The sequence below is a fragment of the Cedecea selenatireducens genome (assembly GCF_042138895.1).
Classification (GTDB): Bacteria; Pseudomonadota; Gammaproteobacteria; order Enterobacterales; family Enterobacteriaceae; genus Cedecea; species Cedecea selenatireducens.
The window spans coordinates 58,302-84,426 of sequence record NZ_JBHIKW010000009.1; the positions used below are offsets into that span (position 1 = coordinate 58,302).

Here is a 26,125-nt window from a genome sequence, read left to right on the forward strand (position 1 = left end):
CCGATGTGAGTGTTGTGTTTTGTTGTTTTTTCATGTTGCTAAAAGCGTCATGCAATGCTCTTTTGTTAACATCTAACCTAGCTGAATGTAAAGAAATTGCTAAGAAGATGTTTATTTTTGCGAAGCGCGCCGCACCCTTTAAAGGCAAAGATATGCCGATGCACTATAACGGTGCTTGCGATGTCGCTTTTTGGTGCATGAGCTTTTCATTGCCCGATACGGCCAGGCCACAGGGCGTCTTTGCGCCAGTTATTTGATTTCTACAGCTAAAATCTAGCAAAGCTCGTGCCAGAAATGAAAAAGGCCAGCAAATTTGCCGGCCTTTTTATCAGAAGGGGGGGTTACTTTTTATTACGGCTACGCAGGCTCATCACCAGGGCACCAAAGCCAAACAGGGCGGTAATGACCCAAAGAGGCCAGAAGCCGAAACGTGCATAAGGCGTCAGGCCAGTGGTTGGCGTGACTTTTGCCTCCAGCACTTCGCGGGTGAACTGCGGGATGATATGGGTGATATCACCTTCGGCGTTGACCACCGCGGTCACACCGTTATTGGTGCTGCGCAACAGAGGCCGCCCGAGCTCCAGCGAACGCATGCGCGCCATCTGCAGGTGCTGCCACGGCCCGATAGATTTACCGAACCAGGCATCGTTGGAGATGGTCAGCAGGAAGTCGGTATCCGGCCGGAAGTTATCGCGTACCTGTTCACCCAGGATAATCTCGTAGCAGATAGCCGCCGTTAGCCGGACGCCGTTTGAGAGCAGCTGCGGCTGAACGTAGGGGCCACGGCTGAACGAAGACATCGGCAGATCGAAGAACGGTGCCAGCGGGCGCAGAATCGATTCAAGCGGGACAAACTCACCAAAGGGAACCAGGTGGTTTTTATTGTAGCGATTGCTGCTGGTATAGCTGTAAGGGCTACCTTCACCAAGGGTAATAATGGTGTTGTAGGTGTCGTACCTGTTCTGCTTGTTAAGGCGGGCGTCGACGATGCCGGTAATTAACGAGCTGTGCTTCGAGCGCAGCAGGTCATCCATCATGGTCAGGAACTGCTGCTGATTGATTTCCAGATCGGAGATAGCCGATTCCGGCCAGATAATCAGCTGCGCCTTGCCCATCTCCGGCTGCGTTTTATCCAGATAGATTTTCAGCGTGTCCAGCAGCTGGCTTTCATTCCATTTCAGCGACTGAGGAATGTTGCCCTGCACCATCGCCACGTCGACGGAGCGTTCCGCCTGTGGCTGAAACCACTGAATACTGCGCAGCGGCCAGGGCAGGAGGAGCAATGCGGCGGAGACCACGGCGGGAACCCACTTACGCGCCTGGAGGGCATAAACCAGAAGGCCGCTGATGATCATCAGCAGGAACGTAATGGTGTCGACCCCAAAAATCGGCGCGATGCCTTTTAACGGGCCGTCTATCTGGCTATAGCCAAACTGCAGCCACGGGAAGCCGGTGAGTACCCAGCCGCGCAGGAATTCGGTAATTTGCCAGACGACCGGGGCGGCAATGGCCACGCGCCACCACGTTGTTTTAGGCCATAGCTTGCTGAGAACGCCGGCGAACAGGCCGGTGTATAGCGACAGGTAGGCGGCCAGAAGCACCACCAGGAATACGTTCACCGGGCCCGGCATACCGCCGAACTGGGCAATGCTCACGTACACCCAGTTAACGCCGCTGCCGAACAGCCCCAGCCCCCAGAAGAAGCCAATTGAGGCGCTTTGCACCGGGCGACGATTTAGCGTTAATCCCTGTAAACCGGCAAGCGAGACAATGGCCGCTGGCCAGACATCATAGGGAGAAAAAGCCAGCGTTCCGCAGGCACCAAACAAAAGCGCCAGCAGCAGGCGAATGCGCTGGCGTTGAAGAAGTTGAGCTATAGCCATAGCGGCGTTATTCGTCCAGTTTAGGTTGCGGCGAGTCGTCCGGAATTCTGACATGAACCTGAATAATACGACGGCTATCGGCCATCGCGACTTTGAACTGGTAACCATCTATTTCAATGGTTTCGCCACGGGCAGGCAGATGGCCAAAGGCTTGCATCACCAGGCCGCCGATGGTGTCGACTTCTTCGTCGCTAAAGTGCGTGTCGAAGGTATCGTTGAAGTCTTCAATAGAGGCGAGGGCGCGCACCGTCCAAGTATGGCGACTCAGCTGGCGGAAATCGCCGTCTTCTTCGTCGTCGTACTCGTCTTCGATTTCGCCGACAATCAGCTCAAGAATATCTTCGATGGTCACGAGGCCTGAAACGCCGCCGAATTCATCAATGACAATCGCCATGTGGTAGCGCTGCTGACGAAACTCTTTCAGCATGCGGTCAACCCGCTTACTTTCAGGCACGACAACGACCTGACGTAATACTTTTTCCATGCTAAACGGCTCAGAATCGCTGCGCATAAACGGCAGCAGATCTTTCGCCATCAGAATCCCTTCGATGTGATCTTTGTCTTCGCTGATAACCGGGAAGCGGGAGTGAGCGGATTCGATAATGACATCGAGGCACTCGTCCAGCGTCTGGTTGTGCTTAAGCGTCACCATCTGCGAACGCGGGATCATGATGTCGCGGACGCGCTGGTCGGCGATATCCATCACCCCTTCGAGCATGTCGCGGGTGTCCTGGTCTATCAGAGAGTTTTGCTCAGAATCACGAATGAGCGTTAGCAGATCGTCACGGTTTTTAGGTTCACCGTGAAACAGCTGGTTGAGGATGAGGGAGAAAAATCCCTTTTTGGCTTCCGGCGTGTCACTATTCTGTGAATTGTCGTCGCTCATGGCGTTAGGTTTAAGGCCTCATATTAATCAAATACTAACAGGCAGCCTGATGGTGCGCTGCCTGCGCGTTACTGCGGCAAAGGGAAAACCCTGAGCCGACTACTCTTTCTCGGCAATGTACGGATCGGCATACCCAAGAGCAAGCATTATCTCTGTTTCCAGCGCTTCCATCTCTTCGGCCTCATCGTCTTCAATGTGGTCGTAGCCGAGCAGATGCAGGCTACCGTGCACAACCATATGCGCCCAGTGAGCTTCCAGCGGCTTCTCCTGCTCTTTAGCCTCCTGCTCAACCACCTGGCGGCAGATGATCAGGTCGCCAAGCAGCGGCAGTTCGATGCCAGGAGGTGCTTCAAACGGGAAAGAAAGCACGTTGGTTGGCTTATCCTTGCCGCGATAGGTCAGGTTCAGATCGTGACTTTCTTCTGTATCAACCAGACGAACGGTTACCTCTGACTCTGCCTGAAACTGCGGGATAACCGCATCCAGCCAGCGCTGGATCTGTGCTTCGTCCGGCAGGCCACTTTCTTCCTCGCAGGCAACCTGTAAATCTAAAATAACCTGACTCATTTGCTCTCCTGAGCAGAGGCCTGCAGGGCAAGCGCTTCACGTTTGCGCTCTGCGGCGAGCTCGTCTTTACGCTTTTGATCGGCGGTTTCCCAGGCTTCATAGGCGTTAACGATGCGGGCCACAACCGGGTGACGCACCACGTCTTCACTATTAAGGAAGTTAAAGCTGATCTCATCCACCCCGGACAACACGTCGATAGCATGACGTAAACCGGACTTCAGGTTGCGCGGCAGGTCTATCTGCGTCACGTCACCGGTAATAACCGCTTTGGAGTTGAAGCCAATGCGGGTCAGGAACATTTTCATCTGTTCGGTGGTGGTGTTCTGGCTTTCGTCGAGAATGACAAAGGCATCGTTCAGAGTGCGGCCACGCATATAGGCCAGCGGAGCCACCTCGATAACGTTACGTTCAATCAGCTTTTCGACTTTCTCGAAGCCCAGCATTTCAAACAGCGCGTCGTACAGCGGGCGCAGGTACGGGTCCACTTTCTGGCTCAAATCCCCAGGCAGGAAGCCCAGCTTCTCACCCGCTTCAACGGCAGGACGGGTCAGCAGAATACGGCGAATCTCCTGGCGCTCCAGCGCATCAACGGCGGCGGCGACGGCGAGGTAGGTTTTCCCTGTCCCCGCAGGCCCAATGCCGAAGGTAATGTCATGATCGAGAATGTTCGCGATGTACTGCGCCTGGTTAGGCGTACGTGGTTTGATAACCCCACGCTTGGTCTTAATATTGATGGCCTTGCCGTAATCCGGCACGCTGTCCGCCGTTTGCTCCAGCACCCGGCTCTCTTTAATGGCCAGGTGGATTTGTTCCGGGTCGATATCCTGGCTTTGGCCGCGCATTGGCGCAGTGTCTACGTAGAGATGGCGCAGAATATCCGCAGCGGCGTTAACGGAGAGCTCACGGCCGGTGAGTCTGAAATGATTGTCACGGCGGTTGATTTCAATCCCCAGTCGGCGCTCCAGCTGTTTGATGTTGTCATCAAAAGGGCCGCACAGACTAAGCAGACGGGCGTTATCCGCCGGTTCCAGCGTTAATTCACGTGTTTCGATATTCAAACTTATCCTCTGGGTCACTCGGGGCCAGTTAGAGTAAAACGGTTTCTCGTAGCCGAAATATAATCCCGGCTACAGGGAAATTATTTATCCCGCAGCGTGATGGCGCAAGCGTCACAATTGATATTTGGGTGATGTCTTCAGAATGCAAGTGCAAACAATGAGGCAGCCTGCCGGAACCAGGACTCGCTTTCCGACAGGCCACTGAAAGGGTTAAGGCTGGTAAATCCCTACCCCAATGTCATTCTCTTTACGGGTACGGGCGATGACGGATGCCGGTGTTTCAGCAATGCGCAGGCCCATCTCGTCTTCGGTGCGTACCAGCTTCGCGCGCAGGGAGTTGGTCAGGACTTCGGTGATTTCAACATCCACGAACTTCCCGACCATGTCAGGCGTTCCTTCGAAGTTAACCACGCGGTTATTTTCGGTGCGGCCGGACAGCTGCATAATGCTTTTACGCGAAGTGCCTTCAACCAGAATACGCTGCACGGTGCCCAGCATTTTACGGCTCCAGTTCATCACCTGCTGGTTGATGCGATCCTGCAGGATATAAAGGCGCTGTTTCTTCTCTTCTTCCGGCACGTCATCAACCATATCTGCGGCCGGGGTGCCCGGACGCGCGGAGAAGATAAAGCTGAAGCTGGTATCAAAGTTGACGTCGGCAATCAGCTTCATGGTCTGCTCGAAGTCCTGGCTGGTTTCGCCCGGGAAGCCAACGATGAAGTCTGAGCTAATCTGAATATCCGGGCGCGCGGCGCGCAGCTTACGGATAGTGGATTTATATTCCAGCGCGGTGTGCGTACGGCCCATCAGATTCAGCACGCGGTCTGCACCACTCTGTATAGGCAGGTGCAGGAAGCTCACCAGCTCCGGAGTATCGCGATACACTTCGATGATGTCATCGGTGAACTCGATAGGGTGGCTGGTGGTGAAACGAATGCGGTCGATGCCGTCAATTGCCGCAACCAGGCGCAGAAGTTCGGCAAACGAGCAGATGCCGCCGTCGTAGGCCGCGCCGCGATAAGCGTTAACGTTCTGGCCAAGCAGGTTGACTTCACGCACGCCCTGTTCCGCCAGTTGGGCGATTTCAAACAGAATATCGTCACATGGGCGGCTGACTTCTTCCCCACGGGTGTAAGGCACCACGCAGTAGGTGCAGTACTTGTTGCAGCCTTCCATGATTGAGACATAGGCTGTCGGACCGTCGGCTTTTGGTTCTGGCAGGCGGTCAAATTTTTCAATTTCCGGGAAACTGACATCAACGACCGGGCTACGAGTGCCGCGAACCTGATTGATCATCTCCGGCAGGCGGTGCAGGGTTTGCGGACCAAAGACGATGTCCACATAGTGCGCGCGCTGGCGAATTTTTTTCCCTTCCTGAGAAGCAACGCAGCCTCCAACGCCGATGATAACGTCCGGTCTTTTAGCCTTGATATGCTTCCATCGCCCCAGCAGGTGAAACACCTTTTCCTGTGCTTTTTCGCGAATTGAGCAGGTGTTCAGCAGCAGAACATCCGCTTCATTCGCGTTATCGGTCAGCGTGAAGCCGTGGGTGCTGTCCAGCAGATCGGCCATCTTTGATGAATCGTATTCGTTCATCTGACAGCCCCAGGTTTTTATATGGAGTTTTTTTGTCATCGACTTGCCATTGCTCAAGGTGAAGTCAGGAATTAAGCCGGATAGTGTAATGCTTTGCTATGGATGTGACCAGCCTGGGAAAAGCCAGTAGAATTGGCACAGATGAATGAAGGAATGAGACTCATGGCAAATCAACCAATTGAAGTCGCCGTTGTCGGCGGTGGGATGGTCGGCGCGGCGGCAGCGCTGGGCCTGGCACAGCAGGGGATTCGGGTAGCCGTTATTGAGCATCAGGCGCCAGAGGTTTTTGTTCCGGAAAGCCAGCCGGATGTCCGAATTTCTGCAATCAGCAGCGCATCGGTTGGGCTGCTCAAGTCTCTTGGCGTGTGGGACAAAGTTTTAGCGATGCGGGCTCATGCCTATCGCCGCCTGGAAACCTGGGAGTGGGAGAGCGCGCACGTCAGTTTTGATGCTGCCGAGCTGGGCCTGCCTGAGCTTGGTTTTATGGTGGAGAATAACGTGCTGCAGCGCGTACTTTGGGAAGCGCTGGAAGCTCATCCGCAGGTCACTTTGCATTGTCCGGCCAGGCTGAAGCAAATCCATCGCCAGCAGGCGGGGTGGTCGCTTGAGTTTGAAGCAGGAAATTCACTTCATACTGAGATGGTGATTGGCGCGGACGGCGCGAATTCCCAGATCAGAAAATGGGCGGGGATAGGCGTGCATGCCTGGCAGTATCGCCAGTCCTGCATGCTGATTACCGTTAAATGTGAGACCGATCCCGGGGACAGCACCTGGCAGCACTTCACGCCGACCGGGCCGCATGCCTTCTTGCCGCTGTTTGACAACTGGGCCTCGCTCGTCTGGTACGATACGCCAGCACGCATCCGCCAGCTGCAGGGAATGACCCTGCCGCAGCTGCAAAAAGCGATTGCAGCCACTTTCCCTGAGCGGCTGGGGGCGGTCACGCCGTTGGCCTGCGGCGCGTTTCCTCTGACTCGTCGGCATGCTTTGCAGTATGTACAGCAGGGGTTAGCGCTGGTCGGTGATGCGGCGCATACGATTCATCCTTTGGCCGGGCAGGGTGTGAACCTGGGCTATCGCGATGTGGATGCTTTGCTTGATGTGATAATTAATGCCCGTAGCCACGCCGAGGACTGGAAGAGTGAGGCGATCCTGAAACGCTACCAGGCACGTCGTCAGGCGGACAACTTCCTGATGCAGAGCGGAATGGATCTGTTCTATGCCGGATTCAGTAACAACCTTGGGCCGCTGCGCGTGGTGCGTAATATTGGGCTGATGGCTGCGGAAAGAGCAGGCGGCCTGAAGCGTAAAGCGCTGAAATACGCCCTGGGACTCTAATCTTTATGCCCTCTCCGTCCGGGAGAGGGTAAGAGCATCGGGCTCGTTGTGCCTGAAATACAAAAGCAAAAAGCCCGCTTGCGCGGGCTTTTCATTGTGTGGCTGGGGTACGAGGATTCGAACCTCGGAATGCTGGTATCAGAAACCAGAGCCTTACCGCTTGGCGATACCCCAACAGGGTGCGCTCACAGAGTGAACGACTTTTTAAATTGGCTGGGGTACGAGGATTCGAACCTCGGAATGCTGGTATCAGAAACCAGAGCCTTACCGCTTGGCGATACCCCAACAATTTTTTAGGATTTATCGACGTTAATCAATAATTCCGTTGTATGGTGGCTACGACGGGATTCGAACCTGTGACCCCATCATTATGAGTGATGTGCTCTAACCAGCTGAGCTACGTAGCCGAACTTTATCATATTTTTCGATGGCTGGGGTACCTGGATTCGAACCAGGGAATGCCGGTATCAAAAACCGGTGCCTTACCGCTTGGCGATACCCCAATGACCGTCGCGGTGAACCGCATGTCTCGAAAAATAATGGCTGGGGTACCTGGATTCGAACCAGGGAATGCCGGTATCAAAAACCGGTGCCTTACCGCTTGGCGATACCCCATCCGTGCAACGCGAGAGATAAATGGTGCGGGAGGCGAGACTTGAACTCGCACACCTTGCGGCGCCAGAACCTAAATCTGGTGCGTCTACCAATTTCGCCACTCCCGCATAAAAAAGATGGTGGCTACGACGGGATTCGAACCTGTGACCCCATCATTATGAGTGATGTGCTCTAACCAGCTGAGCTACGTAGCCATCTTTTTACGCGCTACCTTATCGGCGTTGCGGGGCGCATTATGCTAACTTGACTCTACAGCGTCAACTAGTTTTTTCCCGAAAACCCGCTCGGAATGCTCGTTTGAATGACTTGCGAACAGCTTGCTTGAAATATCGACAATAACGAACGTTTTTGTTTTTAATTCCGGTTAAAAACAGGGATAAAGCTTCAGCGATAATACATAAAAACAAACGGACCCGAAGGTCCGTTTTGTCATAACTGAATCGAGATTAATAAGCGGCCTGGTGCACGCCAACCGCGCGTCCTGATGGATCGTTCATGGTTTTGAACGATTCATCCCACTCAATTGCCTTCGCGGAAGAACATGCGACAGACGGGCCGCCCGGCACGCATTCTGCTGCGCTCTGTAGCGGGAACAGCTCTTCGAAAATTTCACGGTACAAATAGGCCTCTTTGGAGCCCGGCGTGTTGTACGGGAAACGGTAGGCGGCGGTAGCCAGTTGCTGGTCGCTAATCTGCTCAGCTGCAACTTCTTTCAGGGTATCAATCCAGCTATAGCCTACGCCGTCAGAGAACTGTTCTTTCTGGCGCCATGCCACGCTTGCCGGCAGGTAGGACTCAAAGCACTCACGCAGCACATGCTTCTCCATTTTGCCGTTACCGCACATTTTATCCTGTGGGTTGATGCGCATTGCCACATCGAGGAATTTTTTATCCAGGAATGGCACGCGGGCTTCAACGCCCCAGGCAGACATCGCCTTGTTAGCGCGGGCACAGTCAAACATATGCAGCGCCTGAAGCTTACGCACGGTTTCTTCATGCAGCTCTTTGGCATTTGGCGCTTTATGGAAATAAAGGTAGCCGCCGAACACTTCATCAGAGCCTTCACCAGACAGCACCATTTTGATGCCCATCGCTTTGATTTTACGTGACATCAGGTACATCGGCGTAGAAGCGCGGATGGTGGTCACATCGTAAGTTTCAATGTGATAGATAACATCGCGGATCGCATCCAGGCCTTCCTGTACGGTGAAGTGGATTTCATGGTGGACCGTGCCCAGGTGATGGGCAACTTCCTGCGCGGCTTTCAGGTCCGGAGAGCCTTCCAGACCGACGGCGAAGGAGTGCAGCTGTGGCCACCAGGCTTCGCTGCGCTCTTCATCTTCTACGCGACGTGCCGCAAACTTTTTGGTAATGGCAGAGATAACCGAAGAGTCCAGCCCACCGGACAGCAGTACGCCGTAAGGCACGTCGGACATCAGGTGGCTTTTTACGGAATCTTCCAGCGCCTGACGCAGCGCGTTTTTGTCCGTTACGTTGTCTTTTACTTCTTCATAGCTGAACCAGTCGCGCTGATAGTAGCTGCGGATTTCGCCATCTTTGCTCCACAGGTAGCTTCCTGCCGGGAATTCTTTGATGCTGCGGCAAACGGGCACCAGCGCTTTCATTTCAGAAGCGACATAAAGGTTGCCGTGTTCATCGTGGCCCATATAAAGCGGGATGATACCGATGTGGTCACGGCCAATCAGGTAAGCGTCTTGTTCGCTGTCGTAAAGTGCGAAAGCAAACATACCCTGCAGATCGTCAAGGAATTCCGGGCCTTTTTCCTGATACAGCGCCAGGATGACTTCACAGTCTGAGCCAGTCTGGAAGGTGTAACGGTCGCCGTATTCGGCGCGCAGTGCCTGATGGTTGTAGATTTCACCGTTAACCGCCAGGGCGTGAGTTTTTTCGGTGTTGTACAGCGGCTGAGCGCCCGCGTTGACGTCAACGATGGACAGACGTTCGTGCACAAGAATCGCTTTATCGCTGGCGTAAACCCCTGACCAGTCCGGGCCACGGTGGCGCATCAGGCGTGATAATTCCAGCGCTTTTTTGCGTAATTCAACTGCATCGGTTTTGATATCCAGAACGCCAAAGATAGAACACATATAACTTCTCCGTACACTTGCCTGAGCGATTTGAGTTGTGGTGCTGCGTTGCCGATTTTTTACTTTTGCTGCGGCTTTGCTGCGTTGCTTAGTAATGAAAATGCTCAATCGCTGAAGGGAATGCAAGGGTTTTAGCTTTCAGCTAATAAATAGTGCAGTGGGGATTGCCGATTTCTGAAAAATGATGATGTTTTGGCCGTGAAAATTAGCGGATCGTCAATTTTTAACAATTATGGCTGAGGTTTGCTTTGCGGAAGTGCTACTTCTTTGCGGATACATAAAAAATGCCGGCTTAGCGCCGGCATTCTGAATTAGAAGATATCGATTTCCGCGACTGAGGGATAAATCCAGCTCGGCCGGAACGGCATATCATCGACGTTGTTCAGGCTGGAGACGCCGGAGAGAACAAGTATAGTTTCGAGACCAGCCTGGAAGCCTGCAAGAATATCCGTCCGCAGGTTGTCGCCAACGATGACTGTTTGCTCGGAATGTGCCTGCATTTTGTTGAGCGCCGCGCGGATAATCCACGGGCTCGGCTTGCCAACATAGAAGGGTTCGCGGCCGGAGATTTTCTCTATGCCGGCGCAGAGTGCACCGCAGGCCGGGCTAAAACCGTGTCCGTGGCTGTCAGGGTTGGTGGCAATAAAGCGTGCACCGTTTGCGACGAAGTAAGCGGCTTTATGCATCATTTCCCAGTTAAAGGAGCGGGTTTCACCGACGATGACAAAATCCGGATTAATGTCTGTAATGGTAAACCCTGCTTTGTAGAGCTCGTGAATCAGCGCGCCTTCACCGACGACGTAGGCTTTCTTACCTTCCTGGCGGCGCAGGAAATCCGCGGTGGCCATGGCGGAGGTGTAAAACACGCTCTCCGGCACGTCGATGCCCGCAGAGGCAAAGCGGTTGGCAAGGTCCTGGCTGGTCTGGGAAGGGTAGTTGGTCAGCAGCACCAGCGGCATTTCTTTTTCAAGAATACGTGCCAGAAATTCATTAGCGCCCGGCACGGCGACGTTGTCGTGCATCAGCACGCCGTCGATATCACAAATTACGTTCTGGATGGTGGTCATTAACAACTCTGGCTCACGGAATGAAGTCGGTAACTATAGCGTAAAATGCTGCCTGGGCAGCATTAACTTTCCAGCAGATGCTGAAGCAATATGCCGTTCAGCATTGAACGCTTAACCAGCGCAAACGCCCCAATGGCCGAACGGTCATCGAGCTTCGAACAGACGATAGGCAAGTTTTTACGGAAGGCATTCAATACCTGCGTATTAATGCAGCCTTCGATGGCCGGCAGCAGCACTTTTTCGGCTTCTATTATCTCACCGGCAAGCACGACTTTTTGCGGATTAAACAGGTTAATGGCGATGGCGATGGCTTTCCCCAGGTGGCGGCCCACGTGCTCCAGCACTTCACAGGCCAGCGCATCACCTTTATTGGCGGCTTTGCAGATAGCCTGAATGCCGCAGTCTTCAAGCGTCAGACGACTGTTGTAGCCTTGCTCCAGCAGATGACGAACACGTTTTTCGATCGCGGCATTTGCGGCGATGGTTTCCAGGCAGCCAAAGTTGCCGCAGTGGCAGCGCTCGCCCAATGGGTCTACCTGGATGTGGCCAATCTCACCGACGTTGCCGTTTCGGCCGATAAAAATCCGGCCGTTGGACAGGATGCCGGCCCCGGTGCCGCGGTGAACACGCACTAAAATGGAGTCTTCGCAGTCGTGAGTTGCACCGAAGTAGTGCTCGGCGAGCGCCAGGCTGCGAATATCGTGCCCGACAAAGCAGGTCACCTTAAAGCGTTTTTCGAGGCGATCAACCAGCGCCCAGTTGTTGACGGTGATGTGTGGCATGTAGCGAATCACGCCGCTTTCTGGGTCGACAAGGCCGGGCAGGATGACTGAAATAGCGATCAGCTCACGCGTCTTACGCTGCCAGGTCTCGATAAAGTGGCTAATGGCGTTGAGCAGCGCATGCTCGAGGGTTTCCTGCGTGCGTTCAGGCAGCGGATAGTGCTCTTCGGCAATTGATTTAGCGCTCAGGTCAAATAGCGTGATGGTGGCGTCATGGCGCCCAAGGCGCACGCCAATTGCGTGGAAGTTACGCGTTTCGGTGATAATAGAGATAGCGCGGCGGCCGCCGGTGGAGGCCTGCTGATCGACTTCTTTAATCAGGCCGCGCTCAATAAGCTGGCGAGTAATTTTTGTGACGCTGGCAGGTGCAAGCTGGCTTTGTTCGGCAATCTGGATGCGCGAGATGGGACCATGTTGGTCAATCAGGCGGTAGACCGCCGCGCTATTCAGCTGTTTTACCAGGTCAACGTTACCAATTTGGGCTTGTCCGCCAGTCGTCATGCTATTTACTCAGTTACGACCTCGTTACCATTAACGATGGTCTTGATAATTTTATAGTCGCGGGTAAACACGGTTAAGTTAGCCACTTTGCCGGTTTCGATTGCGCCCAGCTGTTTATCCACGCCCATTGCGCGAGCAGGGTAGAGCGTTGCCATACGCAGGACTTCATCCAGTGCAATGGCCGCGTGTTCTACCAGATTACGCACGCCCTGAATCATTGTCAGCGCAGAACCGCTGAGGGTTCCGTTCTCATCAACGCACAGACCGTCACGGTAGTATATTGTTTTACCAGCAAAAATGAACTGATCGATATCCGCGCCAGCCGGTGCGGTTGCGTCGGTTACCAGGCATAGTTTATCGCCTTTCACGCGTTTTGCGGTGCGGATGTTCGCATAATCGACATGCAGGCCATCGGCAATGATGCCACAGTAAACGTCAGCTTCATCAAAAATGGCGCCCGCAAGGCCCGGTTCACGGCCGGTAATATAAGGCATGGCGTTGAAAAGGTGTGTCGCGAAGGTGATCCCGGCGCGGAAGCCAATTTTGGCTTCTTTAAGGGTCGCATTGGAGTGACCTGCGGAAACGATAATGCCCGCCGCAACCAGTTTCTGAATCACTTCCGGCTCAACCATTTCTGGGGCGAGGGTGATTTTGGTGATGACGTCGGCATTCTGGCACAGGAAATCAACCAGCTTCGCGTCCGGTTTACGGACGAAGCCAGGATTGTGCGTGCCTTTTTTTACGATGTTGAGCCATGGACCTTCAAGATGTAAGCCCAGCGCCTGGTGGCGGTGTTTTGCCAGGTATTCACGCATGACTTTCACGCCCTGCATCATCAGCTCGTCGCTGGTAGTGATAAGCGTAGGCAGGTAGCTGGTGCAGCCGGAGCGTTCGTTCGCTTTCTGCATGATTTCCAGCGTTTCAACCGAAACGGCTTCTGCGGTGTCGTTAAACTGCACGCCGCCGCAGCCGTTCAGCTGAACATCAATAAAGCCGGGGGCAATGACGGCACCGCCCACATCGCGCGTTTCAACCCCTGCTGGCAGTGCATCAACAGGGCAAACACGCTCAATCAGGCCATCGGTAATGACTACCGCGTGGTCATCCAGAATTTCATGGCCGGTATAAATCCGACCGTGGATTAATGCATACATATCCTACCCCCGGTAATAACGTCGTGCTTTAAGACTTTAAGATCGCTAATAAAGAGGGAAGATGGACATCCTTCCTCTTTATGACTGTCTGCTAAAAACCAGAAGTCTGGTTTCCTTCATTTCTCTTTTGACGCCCTCGGGCGTTTTATCGTTGCCTGAGGCGCGCCAATGATCAATCGGGCCTTAAAGACCTTTGATATTCTCTGCTTCCAGCTCGTTGAAGTACTTCAACGTTTTCACTTTCAGCTCCATCGTGGATGGCTCATCACAAACAATGACCGCCTTCGGATGCAGCTGCAGGCAGGTGATGGTCCACATATGGTTAACGTTGCCTTCAACGGCCGCCTGAAGCGCCTGGGCTTTCACGCCGCCCAGTACCAGAATCATCACTTCTTCTGCGTCCAGCAGCGTACCCACGCCCACGGTCAGCGCATATTTTGGCACCTGAGTTACGTCGCCGCCGAAGAAGCGGGAGTTTGCCACGCGGGTGTCATGGGTCAGGGTTTTGATACGAGTACGGGAAGCCAGGGAAGAGGCTGGTTCGTTAAACGCGATGTGACCATCGTTGCCCACGCCGCCCATGAACAGGTGGATTTTGCCGTAGGAGCGAATTTTTTCTTCGTAGCGGCGGCATTCTGCATCAACATCTTCCGCGTTGCCGTTCAGCAGGTTGATGTTTTCCGCAGGGATATCAACGTGATCAAAGAAGTTGCGGTGCATGAAAGTATAATAACTTTCCGGATGTTCCTTCGGCAGGCCGACGTATTCATCCATGTTGAACGTAACGACGTTCTTAAAGCTAACCTGGCCTGCTTTATGCATCTCAACCAGAGCTTTGTAAGCTTCCAGCGGCGTACCGCCGGTTGGCAGACCCAGAACGAAAGGACGATCTGCGGTCGGTTTGAATGCATTAATGCGGTTTACAATATGGCGAGCTGCCCATTTGCCGACTTGTGCCGGGGTAGCCAGGGGAATCAGTCTCATCATTCACCTCGTAGTTAAGAGTAAAAATAGGGTTAGCTGAATCGATCTCGATAAGCATAAGGGTAAACCACTTTTATACTGAACCGACAGGGATCAATCCGCCTTGATTTTTTGAATCATAAAATAAGTTTTCGGAGATAGCCAGTAAGAGGGGAGGGTTGAAGCGATATTTGGTGATAAATGTCACAAAAAAGGTGCGTTTAATTTGCGGTACGAATTAATTTTTTTCACACTTCAGCGTGTGATGTGAATCGTCGCCGTGTATTCAATGTAAGTAAGACAATAAAAACACTGCTTGAGCGAGCCTTAACGGGGTCTCATAGGGGGAATAAAGTGAGTATTCTAGGTTATCTACAACGCGTGGGCCGGGCACTTATGGTGCCGGTGGCTACACTGCCAGCAGCAGCAATACTAATGGGGGTTGGTTACTGGATTGACCCAGTCAGTTGGGGTGGAGACAACGCACTAGCGGCGCTCTTCATTAAATCCGGTTCCGCAATCATCGATCACATGTCCGTGCTTTTCGCCATCGGCGTCGCTTACGGTATGTCTAAAGACAAAGACGGCGCAGCAGCGCTGACCGGCTTTGTTGGCTTCCTGGTTCTGACCACCCTCTGCTCACCGGCAGCGGTTGCGATGATCCAGAAAATTCCGGTGGATCAGGTTCCAGCGGCATTTGGTAAAATTGAAAACCAGTTTGTGGGTATTCTGGTCGGTATTATCTCTGCGGAATTGTACAATCGCTTCAGCGGCGTTGAGCTGCCGAAAGCGCTGTCGTTCTTCAGCGGTCGCCGTCTGGTCCCTATCCTCACCTCCTTCCTGATGATCGTTGTTGCCTTCATCATGATGTACATCTGGCCGATGATCTTTGACGGTCTGGTGAACTTCGGTGAGCACATCCAGAAACTCGGTTCTGCAGGCGCAGGTATCTATGCGTTCTTCAACCGTCTGCTGATCCCGGTTGGTCTGCACCACGCCCTGAACTCCGTGTTCTGGTTTGACGTTGCCGGCATTAACGACATCCCTAACTTCCTGGGTGGCGCTCAGTCCATCGAAGCAGGTAAAGCGGTTGTCGGTATCACCGGCCGTTACCAGGCGGGCTTCTTCCCGATCATGATGTTCGGCCTGCCGGGTGCAGCGCTGGCTATTTACCACTGTGCACGTCCTGAAAACAAAGCAAAAGTTGCCGGTATTATGATGGCGGCCGCCTTCGCTGCGTTCTTCACCGGTATCACCGAACCGCTGGAATTCTCCTTCATGTTCGTTGCTCCGGTACTGTACCTGATCCACGCAGTGCTGACCGGTATCTCCGTGTTCATCGCGGCAAGCATGCACTGGATTGCTGGCTTCGGCTTCTCCGCGGGTCTGGTGGATATGGTGCTTTCGTCCCGTAACCCGCTGGCAACCCACTGGTGGATGCTGATTCCTCAGGGTCTGGTGTTCTTCGTTCTCTACTACGTGGTATTCCGTTTCACCATCACTAAATTCAACCTGCTGACCCCTGGCCGTGAACTGGCGGTAGCCGGTGATGAAGCTGATGGTCAGGACGTGAATGTGAGCGGCGATGCGAATCAGGACGTTTCCGGCCTGGCTCGTCAGTACATCTCTGCGGTCGGTGGCTCTGCTAACCTGACCGGTATTGATGCCTGTATCACTCGTCTGCGTCTGAACGTGAAAGACTCTTCCGTAGTAAACGAAGCGCTGGCTAAGCGTCTGGGTGCAACGGGCGTTATCCGCCTGAACAAAACCAGCGTGCAAATCATCGTTGGCTTTGCTGCAGAAAAAATTGCTAACGCAATGAAAACTGCAGGCACCGTAGAAGCAGCCGCGCCTGTTGCTGGCACAGCGCCAGCGCCTGCTGCTAAACCACAGGCGGTTCCAAACGCCACCAGTACGACCGTTGCGGCTCTGGTTTCTCCGGTCACTGGCGAAGTGGTTGAGCTTGATCAGGTTCCTGACGAAGCGTTTGCCAGCAAAGCAGTAGGGGATGGTGTGGCCGTTAAGCCAACCGACAAAACCGTGGTTTCTCCTGCTGCGGGTACGATTGTGAAAATCTTCAACACCAACCACGCTTTCTGCCTCGAAACAGAAAAAGGCGCTGAAATTGTGGTTCACATGGGCATCGATACCGTTGCTCTGGGTGGTAAAGGGTTCACTCGTCTGGTGGAAGAGGGTGCGGAAGTGGTTGCCGGCCAGCCGGTTCTGGAAATGGATCTTGATTTCCTGAACGCCAACGCTCGTTCCATGATTAGCCCGGTTGTTTGCAGCAACATCGACGACTTCAGCGGTCTGGTTATCCAGGCGAAAGGTCAGGTGGTTGCCGGTCAAACGCCACTGTATGAGATTAAAGGCAAGTAATCGCTCCTGAGTAAGCATTTGTGCCTTAAGCGGCTGGCGTAAATCGTCAGCCGCTTTTTTATTGCCTGCCGTTAACCGGGCATGAACAACCCTAATTTATGCAACTAAAGGTTGTTTCCCGGGGCCGCTTATTAGATCATGCACCGTTAACTAAGGTACACGCTTTGAGGAACCCGCGATGAGTGAGGCTGAAGCCCGCCCAACTAACTTTATTCGTCAGATTATTGATGAAGACCTGGCGAACGGTAAGCACACGAGTATTTGCACCCGTTTTCCGCCTGAGCCAAATGGCTATCTGCATATTGGTCACGCCAAGTCTATTTGCCTGAACTTTGGCATTGCCCAGGACTACCAGGGGCAGTGCAACCTGCGTTTCGATGACACAAACCCGGTAAAAGAAGACATCGAATACGTAGAGTCCATCAAGCATGACGTTGAATGGCTGGGCTTCCATTGGTCCGGTAACGTTCGTTATTCGTCTGACTATTTTGACCAGCTGTTTAACTATGCCGTTGAGCTTATTAATAAAGGTCTGGCCTATGTTGATGAGCTGAGCCCGGAACAAATTCGTGAATACCGTGGTTCCCTGACCGCGCCTGGCAAAAACAGCCCATTCCGCGATCGTAGCGTTGAGGAAAACCTCGCGCTGTTCGAGAAAATGCGCAACGGTGAGTTCGCCGAAGGTACCGCCTGCCTGCGTGCTAAAATCGATATGGCTTCGCCATTCATCGTGATGCGCGATCCGGTGCTGTACCGCATTAAGTTTGCCGACCACCACCAGACCGGCAGCAAGTGGTGCATCTACCCGATGTACGACTTCACCCACTGCATTTCTGATGCGCTGGAAGGGATCACCCACTCGCTGTGTACCCTGGAATTCCAGGATAACCGTCGTCTGTATGACTGGGTGCTGGATAACATCACTATTCCTGCTCACCCGCGCCAGTACGAGTTTTCTCGCCTTAACCTCGAATACGCCATCATGTCCAAGCGTAAGCTTAACCTGCTGGTGACCGAGAAGATTGTTGAAGGCTGGGATGACCCGCGCATGCCGACTATTTCGGGCCTACGCCGCCGTGGTTACACCGCAGCTTCTATTCGCGAATTCTGTAAGCGCATTGGTGTGACCAAGCAAGACAACACCGTGGAAATGGCTTCTCTGGAATCCTGCATCCGTGACGATCTCAACGAGAACGCACCGCGTGCGATGGCCGTGCTGGATCCGGTGAAAGTTATCATCACTAACTATCCTCAGGGTGAAGAAGAGACGGTGACCATGCCTAATCATCCGAACAAACCTGAGATGGGCAGCCGTGAAGTGCCGTTCAGCGGTGAGGTTTATATCGACCGGGCTGACTTCCGTGAAGAAGCGAACAAGCAGTACAAGCGCCTGGTGCTGGGTAAAGAAGTTCGCCTGCGTAATGCGTATGTGATCAAAGCCGAGCGTGTTGAAAAAGATGCGGAAGGCAATATCACCGAGCTTTACTGCACCTACGACCCGGAAACCCTGAGCAAGGACCCGGCAGACGGTCGCAAAGTTAAAGGCGTGATTCACTGGGTGAGCGCCGCACATGCGTTGCCGGTTGAAATCCGCCTGTATGACCGCCTGTTCAGCGTTGCAAACCCAGGCGCTGCGGAGGACTTCCTGTCGACCATTAACGCTGACTCACTGGTTATTCGTCAGGGCTTCGTTGAGCCAAGCCTGCAGAACGCAGAAAAAGGTAAGGCTTATCAGTTCGAGCGTGAAGGTTACTTCTGCCTCGACAGCCGTTACACGACGGCCGAAAAATTGGTATTTAACCGCACCGTTGGCCTGCGCGATACCTGGGCTAAAATCGGCGAATAATTGCCGTTAATCGTCTGATAAAAACGCCGCTCAATGCGGCGTTTTTTCTTTCTGGTTACCTGGTATTAACGAGCAGTACACATTCGCGATGCGAATTAATTCTCATTTACACTCTTCAGATCATTCCCTCGCACTCAGTCATCTCTTCTCCGTAATATCCTGATGCTTATAATGAAAGCGCTCTCAAAAGAATTTTATGTGGTTAATTAATCGGATTGCGGGCTAAGCATCTGCTGAGCGATTTTGTTACAAATGCACATAGATTATGTGCTCTCTGTCATACTCCAGGAAATCTCTGATACAAAGTCATTGATAATTCGCGTCGCGAAAAATAGTCTATGAGCAGCAGTAATGCGGGTGTGTCAGGTAGAAACCGCTTTTAGCCTTTGGGCAATTTTACTTTTTTCGTCAATGGCGCTTTTCACGTCAGACGATGATTTTTACGTCAAAGAGGAATTTAACTATGCGTACGTTTAGTGGCAAACGTAGTGCGCTTGCTCTTGCTATTGCAAGCGTTACCGCTCTTTCAGGTTTTGTAGTGGCTCCGCAGGTTAGCGCTGCGGGCTTTGTTGATGACTCAACGCTGACCGGTGGCGTCTATTACTGGCAGCGCGAACGTGACCGTAAAGATGTGACCGACGGTAAGTACAAAACTAACCTGTCACACTCAACCTGGAACGCTAACCTGGACTTCCAGTCCGGCTACGCAGCCGACATGTTTGGCCTGGATATCGCCGCTTTCACCGCCATTGAGATGGCCGAAGACAGCGCCAGCGGCCACCCAAACGAAATCGCATTCTCCTCTAAAAACAAAGGCTACAGCGAAGACTACTCCGGCGATAAAGGCGGCATCAGCCTTTATAAAGCGGCCGCTAAATTTAAGTACGGCCCGGTCTGGGCTCGTGCGGGTTATATCCAGCCAACCGGCCAAACGCTGTTAGCGCCACACTGGAGCTTCATGCCTGGTACCTATCAGGGGGCTGAAGCTGGGGCGGCATTCGACTATGGCGATGCAGGTGCGCTGAGCTTCTCCTACATGTGGACCAACGAGTACAAGGCTCCATGGCATCTGGAAACGGACAAGTTCTACCAGAACGACAAAAAGACCAAAGTTGATTATCTGCACTCCATCGGCGCGAAATATGACTTCAAAAATGACCTGATTCTGGAAGGGGCATTTGGTCAGGCTGAAGGTTTTGTTGACCAGTACTTCGCGAAAGCGAGCTACAAATTTGACGTTGCAGGCAGCCCGCTGAGCACCAGCTACCAGTTCTACGGCACCCGTGATAAAGCCTCTAACAACACCATCAACGATATTTATGACGGTACCGCGTGGCTGCAGGCGCTGACCTTAGGCTACAAAATTGGCCAGGTTGACCTGCGTCTGGAAGGGACCATGGTGAAGGCAGAAGGCCAGCAGGGTTACTTCCTGCAGCGTATGACGCCAACCTATGCCTCTTCAAACGGCCGTCTCGATGTGTGGTGGGATAACCGTTCTGACTTCAACGCCAACGGCGAAAAAGCCGTGTTCTTCGGCGCAATGTATGACCTGAGCAACTGGAATCTGCCGGGTTGGGCTGTTGGGGGCTCCTATGTTTATGCATGGGATGCAAAACCAGCCACATGGGCGCTTGATGCTTCCGGTAACCGTCAGGATATCGCATCCAACAAGATCAAAGAGTCTTCATACAGCCTCGACGCAATGTACACCGTGCAGGAAGGCCGTGCGAAAGGTACGCTGTTCAAACTGCACTTCACTCAGTACGACAACCACTCCGATATCCCAAGCTGGGGCGGTGGTTACGGCAACATGTTCCAGGATGAGCGTGACGTGAAATTTATCGTTATTGCTCCGTTCACCATCTTCTAATGCTAAATCGGGCGCGCAAGCGCCCGTTTTTTATAAGGAACTGAACATGAAAAAAATCCTGCTGGTTACCGCCGTGGCTTTCACGCTCTCCGCCTGCGTTCAGCCCCCGGCTCCGCCGGAAGATTCACATCTGAAGCAGGCTTACAGCGCTTGTATCAATACCGCAGAAGGCAACCCGGATAAAATCGAAGCCTGCCAGAGCGTGCTGAACGTACTGCGCCAGGAAAAACAGCACAAAGCGTTTGTTGAAAAAGAGACCGTGAGCGTGCTGGATTATCAGAAATGCATTCAGGCAAGAAAGAGCGGGAATGATGAAGCCGCGAAGGTTCGCTGCGATAAAATCTGGCAAGAAATTCGCGCGAATAACAGCTGATTACGTTTTTTCAGTCAATAAAAAAACCGGCAAGGGAAACCTGCCGGTTTTTGCTTTTAAACGCCACCTGTTCGGCAGCGTTCGTTAATGCGGATTACTTATTTAGGATCGTGCGCGGTGTCGTCTTCGCGGCAGTCGCCTTCGGCACAGTGTCCGTACAGATAGAGACTGTGGTTAGTCAGGCGGATACCGTGGCGTGTGGCAATTTCACGCTGGCGCGATTCAATAGAATCATCGCTGAACTCGATTACTTTGCCGCAATCGAGGCAGATAAGGTGATCGTGGTGATGCTGCTGGGTCAGCTCGAAAACGGACTTGCCGCCTTCAAAATTATGGCGGGTCACGATCCCGGCATCGTCAAATTGGTTCAGCACGCGGTAGACCGTCGCCAGGCCTATTTCTTCGCCCATGTCGATCAGACGTTTATATAAGTCTTCCGCGCTGACGTGATGATTTACCGGCTCTTGCAGCACTTCGAGGATTTTCAATCGCGGAAGCGTGACTTTCAAGCCGGCCTTCTTTAATGCGGTATTGTTGTCAGTCATGCGGAAAGTGTCCTGTTGCTTAACGATTCGCTCAAACTGCAGTGAGCGTAAAGAGTAATGCGTCTCATTATAGAACTGCTGCTTCTAAATGGGAACCGCAAGTATGGTGCAAAATGAGGCTGAAAAATCGTGGCGGCGTCGCCATTTACAGTAATTATCAGCCAAGCTGTCAGGAAGACATTGTACAGGGATGTACGAGAAAGTTACAAACTTGTAGCAATTATTTTCATTGCTACAAGCTATCAAGATGGCGCAAACGCTGCATTTGCGCCAGACAAATCAGGCGTTAATAATATCGGCCAGATTCAGTTCTTCAGAAATCTGTTTGACCCACTTCTCAACGCGCTCGGCGGTCAGTTCCGGCTGGCGGTCTTCGTCGATGGCCAGACCGACAAAGTTGTCGTCGTCTGCCAGGCCTTTTGACGCTTCAAAGTGGTAGCCCGCGGTCGGCCAGTGGCCTACGATAGCGGCGCCGCGCGGTTCGATGATATCGCGAATGGTACCCAGCGCATCACAGAAGTATTCCGCGTAGTCTTCCTGGTCACCACAGCCGAACAGCGCAACCAGCTTACCGTTGAAATCGACTTCTTCGAGAGTAGGGAAGAAATCATCCCAGTCGCACTGCGCTTCGCCGTAGTACCAGGTTGGGATGCCGAGCAACAGAATGTCGAAACCTTCGAGATCTTCTTTGCTGCTTTTAGCAATGTCATGCACCTCAGCAACGTCTTTACCGAGCTGTTTTTGAATCATTTTTGCGATATTTTCGGTGTTACCGGTGTCGCTGCCGAAAAAAATGCCTACGATTGCCATGAGTAAAATAACCTCTTGAAACTTAATAGTATGCTGGCCGTTCAATGCCCACGTATAGGGCAATCATAGCAGAACAGCTCCACCAGCGGAAACAGCTATCACGGCGGGGTGCACAGTCTGCAACATGGTTTTGCTCACCCTTTTGAGATTTCAGATGACGGGCAGGGCAACAGAAAGCGCTATCCCAGCTTTTTAAGCTGCTCGAGCAACATCTCTTCGATCAGTTCGCTACGACTGATGCTGCGGGCGTCGGCAAGCTGGTTGAGGGCGTCGACCGCATCATTGTTCAGTTTTAGCTCAACTCGCTTCAAACCACGCACTTTGTCGCGCTTAAGCTGATTGCGTTTATTAATACGCAGCTGCTCATCGCGCGAGAGCGGATTGGTTTTAGGCCGCCCGGGGCGACGCTCGTCCGCGAACAGATCTAATGTAGTACGGTCCGTTTGTTCTTTTGCCATGATTAGGATACTGACAGGAAATTCTGGCTGCAGGGGCAGGGTGCCGGTGCAATTAAGCGCGCCATCATACATCAGCGCGCCATTCCCGCCAACGCGTTAGCGACTTCTGCTGGCCGGTCGTTCTGTTTTTAATCAGTTTTTCGGTTCCGCGTCGATAAATCGGTGAATTGCGCGTAAAACTGCCTCCGGTTTTTCAGCGTGAACCCAGTGGCCCGCGCCAGCGATGACGTGCGCACGAGCCTGCGGGAACTGACTTAAAAGCGCCTCGCGGTGGCTTTCATCAACATACGGCGAGTTCCCGCCACGGATGAATAAGGCGGGATGCTGCCAGGCGGGAACGGGTTGCCAGCCAACGATACTTTCGTATTGCTGCCAAAGCACCGGCACGTTGAACTTCCACTCGCCGTCGGCAAAAGACTTCAGCAGAAACTGAATGACGCCTTCTTCTTCTACGTGTTCGCGCATGATCTGCGCCGCCTGCTGGCGAGTCTCAACGCCTGCTTCAGTGACCGCACGAATCGCCGCAAAAATCTCGTCGTGACGGCGAACCTGATAGTTAACCGGAGCGATATCAATCATCACCAGTTTATCGATGCGCTGGGGGGCAAGAGCCGCCAGCGCCATCACCACTTTGCCGCCCATAGAGTGACCGATAAACGTGGCTTTCTCGATACCATAATCATCAAGCGTGTCCAGAACGTCGCCGGCCATTGCGGCATAGCTCATATCGTCGCTGCGCGGAGACAGCCCGTGGTTACGCAGATCTATTTGCAGCAAAGTATGATCTTTACCCAGATCCCGCGCCAGCACGCCGAGATTATCCAGGCTGCCAAACAGGCCGTGGATCAGTACGATAGGGGAATTGCTATTCGATTGTTGCGCAGTTTGCAGGCGAGCATTTAATTTCATGGCAAAGTTCTTTATTTTGGTTCGTTTGGTTAGGGTATCATGTTGGCATTCCTGCGGGCGTGCGGCAAATATTCAGTTTACTCTGACTTTGAGTCGCCCCTCCTGTTCGCTGTTGGGATTTGACCCTATACTCCCAACGACTTGTATTCAGAAAAGATATCGTACTGGATTAAGATGAAAACAATCGAAGTTGATGACGAGCTTTACCGCTACATTGCCAGTCAGACTAAGCACATTGGCGAGAGCGCGTCAGACATTTTACGGCGCATGCTTAAATTTACCGCCGGGCAAACACCAGCAGCCACTCCTACGCCAGCCGCGCCTGAGCGCGCTGCGGCTCCCGTTGTTGAAGAGAAGCCTGCGAACACCGCCCGCAACCGCGTGCGCGCCGTTCGTGAGCTGCTGCTTTCGGATGAATATGCCGCTCAGAATAAGGCCGTAAACCGCTTTATGATGGTGCTGTCCACGCTGTATCAGCTGGACGCGAAGACCTTCGGCGAAGCGACAGAATCCCTGCATGGCCGCACTCGCGTCTATTTTGCCGGTGATGAGCAAACGCTGCTGGCAAACGGCAATCAAACCAAGCCTAAACATGTTCCGGGCACCCCATACTGGGTGATCACCAATACGAATACTGGTCGTAAATGCAGCATGGTTGAACACATCATGCAGTCAATGCAGTTCCCTGCGGAGCTGATTGAAAAGGTTTGCGGCACTATTTAAAAACCTGGCGTCAGTAAGGAAGAGCCAATGGCTAACCACGATCGTGCGGGCCAGCCTGCACAACAGAGCGATTTGATTAACGTAGCCCAGCTTACGGCGCAGTATTACGTGCTGAAGCCTGTGGTGGGTAATAGTGAACACGCGGTGAAATTCGGGACTTCCGGCCACCGCGGCAGTGCGGCGCGTCATAGCTTTAACGAACCTCATATTCTGGCGATTGCGCAAGCTATTGCTGAAGAGCGTGCGAAGAATGGGATCACCGGTCCGTGCTATGTGGGCAAAGATACCCACGCACTGTCCGAACCTGCGTTTATCTCCGTGCTGGAAGTGCTGGCTGCCAACGGCGTGGACGTTATTGTGCAGCAGGATAACGGCTACACCCCAACGCCGGCGGTTTCTAACGCCATTCTGGTGCATAACCAAAAGGGCGGCGCTCAGGCGGACGGGATTGTTATCACGCCATCCCACAACCCACCGGACGACGGCGGTATTAAGTACAACCCGCCAAACGGTGGCCCGGCTGATACCAACGTCACCAAAGTCGTTGAAGATCGCGCTAACGCGCTGCTGGCCGACGGCCTGAAAGGCGTGAAGCGTATCTCTCTGGATAAAGCCTGGGAAAGTGGCCACGTTCAGGAGCAGGATCTGGTTCAGCCGTTCATCGAAGGCCTGGTGGATATCGTCGACATGGCCGCGATTCAAAAAGCAGGCCTGAAGCTGGGCGTTGACCCACTCGGCGGCTCCGGGATCGAATACTGGCACCGTATCGCGAAGCACTACAACCTGGATTTGACCATCGTTAACGATCAGGTCGATCAGACTTTCCGCTTTATGCATCTCGATAAAGACGGCGCAATCCGCATGGACTGCTCCTCCGAATGTGCGATGGCGGGCCTGCTGGCGCTGCGCGACAAATTCGATCTGGCGTTTGCTAATGACCCGGATTATGACCGCCACGGTATAGTTACGCCTGCTGGCCTGATGAACCCTAACCATTATCTGGCCGTGGCTATTAACTACCTGTTCCAGCATCGTCCGCAGTGGGGCAAAGATGTAGCGGTAGGCAAAACCCTGGTTTCTTCCGCGATGATCGACCGCGTGGTGGAAGACCTGGGCCGCAAGCTGGTGGAAGTCCCGGTTGGCTTTAAGTGGTTCGTCGACGGCCTGTTCGACGGCAGCTTCGGCTTCGGTGGTGAAGAAAGCGCCGGGGCATCGTTCCTGCGTTTTAACGGCACGCCATGGTCGACCGACAAAGACGGCATCATCATGTGCCTGTTGGCGGCAGAAATCACCGCCGTAACGGGCAAAAACCCGCAGCAGCATTACGACGAGCTGGCGGCACGCTTTGGCGCACCAAGCTACAACCGTATTCAGGCTCCGGCGACCTCCGCACAGAAAGCCGCGCTGTCTAAGCTGTCGCCAGAAATGGTCAGTGCAGACACGCTGGCAGGTGACCCGATCACCGCCCGCCTTACGGCAGCACCGGGCAACGGCGCTTCCATCGGTGGTCTGAAGGTGATGACCGGGAACGGCTGGTTCGCCGCTCGTCCTTCCGGCACCGAAGACGCCTACAAAATTTACTGTGAAAGCTTCCTGGGCGCAGAGCACCGCGAGCAGATTGAGAAAGAAGCGGTAGAGATTGTCAGCGAAGTGCTGAAGAACGCGAAGTAAAAGTACTGTGAAGAAAGGGAGCG

Annotated in this window: 22 protein-coding genes and 7 tRNA genes; 8 read left to right on the forward strand and 21 right to left on the reverse strand. The window is 53.3% G+C overall.

The features are described 5' to 3' along the window. Positions 1 to 5 precede the first annotated feature (5 nt). Entirely contained in the window at positions 6 to 257 is a 252-nt protein-coding gene (locus ACE38U_RS15345) for a hypothetical protein (RefSeq protein ID WP_158399821.1), read from the forward strand. A gap of 84 nt (positions 258 to 341) precedes the next feature. Here the strand turns inward: ACE38U_RS15345 and lnt are convergent, their stop codons facing one another. The 5 genes from lnt to miaB form a co-directional block, all read right to left on the reverse strand. Further along, positions 342 to 1,883 carry an apolipoprotein N-acyltransferase gene (gene lnt / locus ACE38U_RS15350; RefSeq protein ID WP_038474689.1) on the reverse strand — a complete coding sequence of 514 codons (1,542 nt, stop codon included), beginning with the start codon at positions 1,881 to 1,883 and terminating at the stop codon, positions 342 to 344. A gap of 7 nt (positions 1,884 to 1,890) precedes the next feature. Continuing rightward, positions 1,891 to 2,769 (reverse strand): CNNM family magnesium/cobalt transport protein CorC, encoded by an 879-nt coding sequence (gene corC, locus ACE38U_RS15355; RefSeq protein ID WP_038474686.1) that lies wholly within the window; start codon positions 2,767 to 2,769, stop codon positions 1,891 to 1,893. Positions 2,770 to 2,868: 99 nt separating this feature from the next. Continuing rightward, entirely contained in the window at positions 2,869 to 3,336 is a 468-nt protein-coding gene (gene ybeY, locus ACE38U_RS15360; protein ID WP_375530081.1) for an rRNA maturation RNase YbeY, read from the reverse strand. Next, the gene (locus ACE38U_RS15365; protein ID WP_038474680.1) at positions 3,333 to 4,394 is read right to left on the reverse strand and encodes a PhoH family protein; all 1,062 of its coding nucleotides are present in this window, start codon (positions 4,392 to 4,394) and stop codon (positions 3,333 to 3,335) included. Before ACE38U_RS15365 ends, ybeY begins: the two co-directional genes overlap by 4 nt. Before the next feature lie 210 nt (positions 4,395 to 4,604). Further along, complete coding sequence (gene miaB / locus ACE38U_RS15370; RefSeq protein ID WP_038474677.1) at positions 4,605 to 6,029, reverse strand: tRNA (N6-isopentenyl adenosine(37)-C2)-methylthiotransferase MiaB; 1,425 nt, start codon at positions 6,027 to 6,029, stop codon at positions 4,605 to 4,607. Positions 6,030 to 6,152: 123 nt separating this feature from the next. On the opposite strand from miaB, the gene ubiF reads away from it, so the two are divergent. Continuing rightward, positions 6,153 to 7,328, forward strand: coding sequence for a 3-demethoxyubiquinol 3-hydroxylase (gene ubiF, locus ACE38U_RS15375; protein WP_375530082.1), 1,176 nt, complete (start codon positions 6,153 to 6,155; stop codon positions 7,326 to 7,328). 99 nt (positions 7,329 to 7,427) lie between these two features. On the opposite strand, the gene ACE38U_RS15380 is transcribed toward ubiF, so the two are convergent. The 12 genes from ACE38U_RS15380 to nagB form a co-directional block, all read right to left on the reverse strand. Then, positions 7,428 to 7,502: transfer RNA gene (locus ACE38U_RS15380), tRNA-Gln, on the reverse strand. Between the two features lie 36 nt (positions 7,503 to 7,538). Further along, positions 7,539 to 7,613, reverse strand: a tRNA-Gln gene (locus tag ACE38U_RS15385). A gap of 45 nt (positions 7,614 to 7,658) precedes the next feature. Then, a tRNA-Met gene (locus ACE38U_RS15390) sits at positions 7,659 to 7,735 on the reverse strand. 21 nt (positions 7,736 to 7,756) lie between these two features. Then, positions 7,757 to 7,831, reverse strand: a tRNA-Gln gene (locus tag ACE38U_RS15395). 37 nt (positions 7,832 to 7,868) lie between these two features. Further along, positions 7,869 to 7,943, reverse strand: a tRNA-Gln gene (locus ACE38U_RS15400). A 22-nt stretch (positions 7,944 to 7,965) separates the two neighbouring features. Continuing rightward, positions 7,966 to 8,050: transfer RNA gene (locus tag ACE38U_RS15405), tRNA-Leu, on the reverse strand. 10 nt (positions 8,051 to 8,060) lie between these two features. After that, a tRNA-Met gene (locus ACE38U_RS15410) sits at positions 8,061 to 8,137 on the reverse strand. Between the two features lie 252 nt (positions 8,138 to 8,389). Next, positions 8,390 to 10,051 (reverse strand): asparagine synthase B, encoded by a 1,662-nt coding sequence (asnB, locus tag ACE38U_RS15415; protein WP_038474671.1) that lies wholly within the window; start codon positions 10,049 to 10,051, stop codon positions 8,390 to 8,392. A gap of 311 nt (positions 10,052 to 10,362) precedes the next feature. Beyond that, the gene (locus ACE38U_RS15420; protein WP_008456091.1) at positions 10,363 to 11,118 is read right to left on the reverse strand and encodes an HAD-IIA family hydrolase; all 756 of its coding nucleotides are present in this window, start codon (positions 11,116 to 11,118) and stop codon (positions 10,363 to 10,365) included. Positions 11,119 to 11,180: 62 nt separating this feature from the next. Further along, on the reverse strand, positions 11,181 to 12,401 hold the full coding sequence (gene nagC, locus ACE38U_RS15425) for a DNA-binding transcriptional regulator NagC (RefSeq protein WP_038474668.1): 1,221 nt from the start codon (positions 12,399 to 12,401) through the stop codon (positions 11,181 to 11,183). A 5-nt stretch (positions 12,402 to 12,406) separates the two neighbouring features. Beyond that, positions 12,407 to 13,555: an N-acetylglucosamine-6-phosphate deacetylase gene (gene nagA / locus ACE38U_RS15430; protein ID WP_038474665.1), complete on the reverse strand. Its 1,149-nt coding sequence runs from the start codon at positions 13,553 to 13,555 to the stop codon at positions 12,407 to 12,409. 183 nt (positions 13,556 to 13,738) lie between these two features. Next, positions 13,739 to 14,539 (reverse strand): glucosamine-6-phosphate deaminase, encoded by an 801-nt coding sequence (nagB, locus tag ACE38U_RS15435; protein ID WP_126358476.1) that lies wholly within the window; start codon positions 14,537 to 14,539, stop codon positions 13,739 to 13,741. Positions 14,540 to 14,872: 333 nt separating this feature from the next. Here nagB and nagE point away from each other — a divergent pair, with 333 nt between their 5' ends. The 4 genes from nagE to chiQ all read left to right on the forward strand — a co-directional run bounded on the left by nagE (position 14,873) and on the right by chiQ (position 20,986). Continuing rightward, positions 14,873 to 16,897, forward strand: coding sequence for an N-acetylglucosamine-specific PTS transporter subunit IIBC (nagE, locus tag ACE38U_RS15440; protein WP_038474662.1), 2,025 nt, complete (start codon positions 14,873 to 14,875; stop codon positions 16,895 to 16,897). A 178-nt stretch (positions 16,898 to 17,075) separates the two neighbouring features. Further along, complete coding sequence (gene glnS, locus ACE38U_RS15445; protein ID WP_038474659.1) at positions 17,076 to 18,743, forward strand: glutamine--tRNA ligase; 1,668 nt, start codon at positions 17,076 to 17,078, stop codon at positions 18,741 to 18,743. A 463-nt stretch (positions 18,744 to 19,206) separates the two neighbouring features. Further along, positions 19,207 to 20,613 (forward strand): chitoporin ChiP, encoded by a 1,407-nt coding sequence (gene chiP / locus ACE38U_RS15450; RefSeq protein ID WP_038474657.1) that lies wholly within the window; start codon positions 19,207 to 19,209, stop codon positions 20,611 to 20,613. A gap of 46 nt (positions 20,614 to 20,659) precedes the next feature. Beyond that, positions 20,660 to 20,986 (forward strand): ChiQ/YbfN family lipoprotein, encoded by a 327-nt coding sequence (gene chiQ, locus ACE38U_RS15455; RefSeq protein WP_154185177.1) that lies wholly within the window; start codon positions 20,660 to 20,662, stop codon positions 20,984 to 20,986. A gap of 98 nt (positions 20,987 to 21,084) precedes the next feature. On the opposite strand, the gene fur is transcribed toward chiQ, so the two are convergent. The 4 genes from fur to ybfF form a co-directional block, all read right to left on the reverse strand. Next, positions 21,085 to 21,531, reverse strand: a complete 447-nt coding sequence (gene fur, locus ACE38U_RS15460) for a ferric iron uptake transcriptional regulator (protein ID WP_008456106.1) — start codon at positions 21,529 to 21,531, stop codon at positions 21,085 to 21,087. Positions 21,532 to 21,810: 279 nt separating this feature from the next. Beyond that, entirely contained in the window at positions 21,811 to 22,341 is a 531-nt protein-coding gene (fldA, locus tag ACE38U_RS15465) for a flavodoxin FldA (RefSeq protein WP_081948222.1), read from the reverse strand. A gap of 179 nt (positions 22,342 to 22,520) precedes the next feature. Next, entirely contained in the window at positions 22,521 to 22,799 is a 279-nt protein-coding gene (gene ybfE, locus ACE38U_RS15470) for a LexA regulated protein (protein WP_052049066.1), read from the reverse strand. A gap of 132 nt (positions 22,800 to 22,931) precedes the next feature. Further along, positions 22,932 to 23,708, reverse strand: coding sequence for an esterase (gene ybfF / locus ACE38U_RS15475; protein WP_375530083.1), 777 nt, complete (start codon positions 23,706 to 23,708; stop codon positions 22,932 to 22,934). 174 nt (positions 23,709 to 23,882) lie between these two features. On the opposite strand from ybfF, the gene seqA reads away from it, so the two are divergent. Together seqA and pgm are read left to right on the forward strand one after the other, a co-directional pair. After that, on the forward strand, positions 23,883 to 24,431 hold the full coding sequence (seqA, locus tag ACE38U_RS15480; RefSeq protein ID WP_038474645.1) for a replication initiation negative regulator SeqA: 549 nt from the start codon (positions 23,883 to 23,885) through the stop codon (positions 24,429 to 24,431). A gap of 27 nt (positions 24,432 to 24,458) precedes the next feature. Beyond that, on the forward strand, positions 24,459 to 26,102 hold the full coding sequence (gene pgm, locus ACE38U_RS15485) for a phosphoglucomutase (alpha-D-glucose-1,6-bisphosphate-dependent) (RefSeq protein WP_038474643.1): 1,644 nt from the start codon (positions 24,459 to 24,461) through the stop codon (positions 26,100 to 26,102). The last annotated feature ends 23 nt before the right edge of the window (positions 26,103 to 26,125 follow it).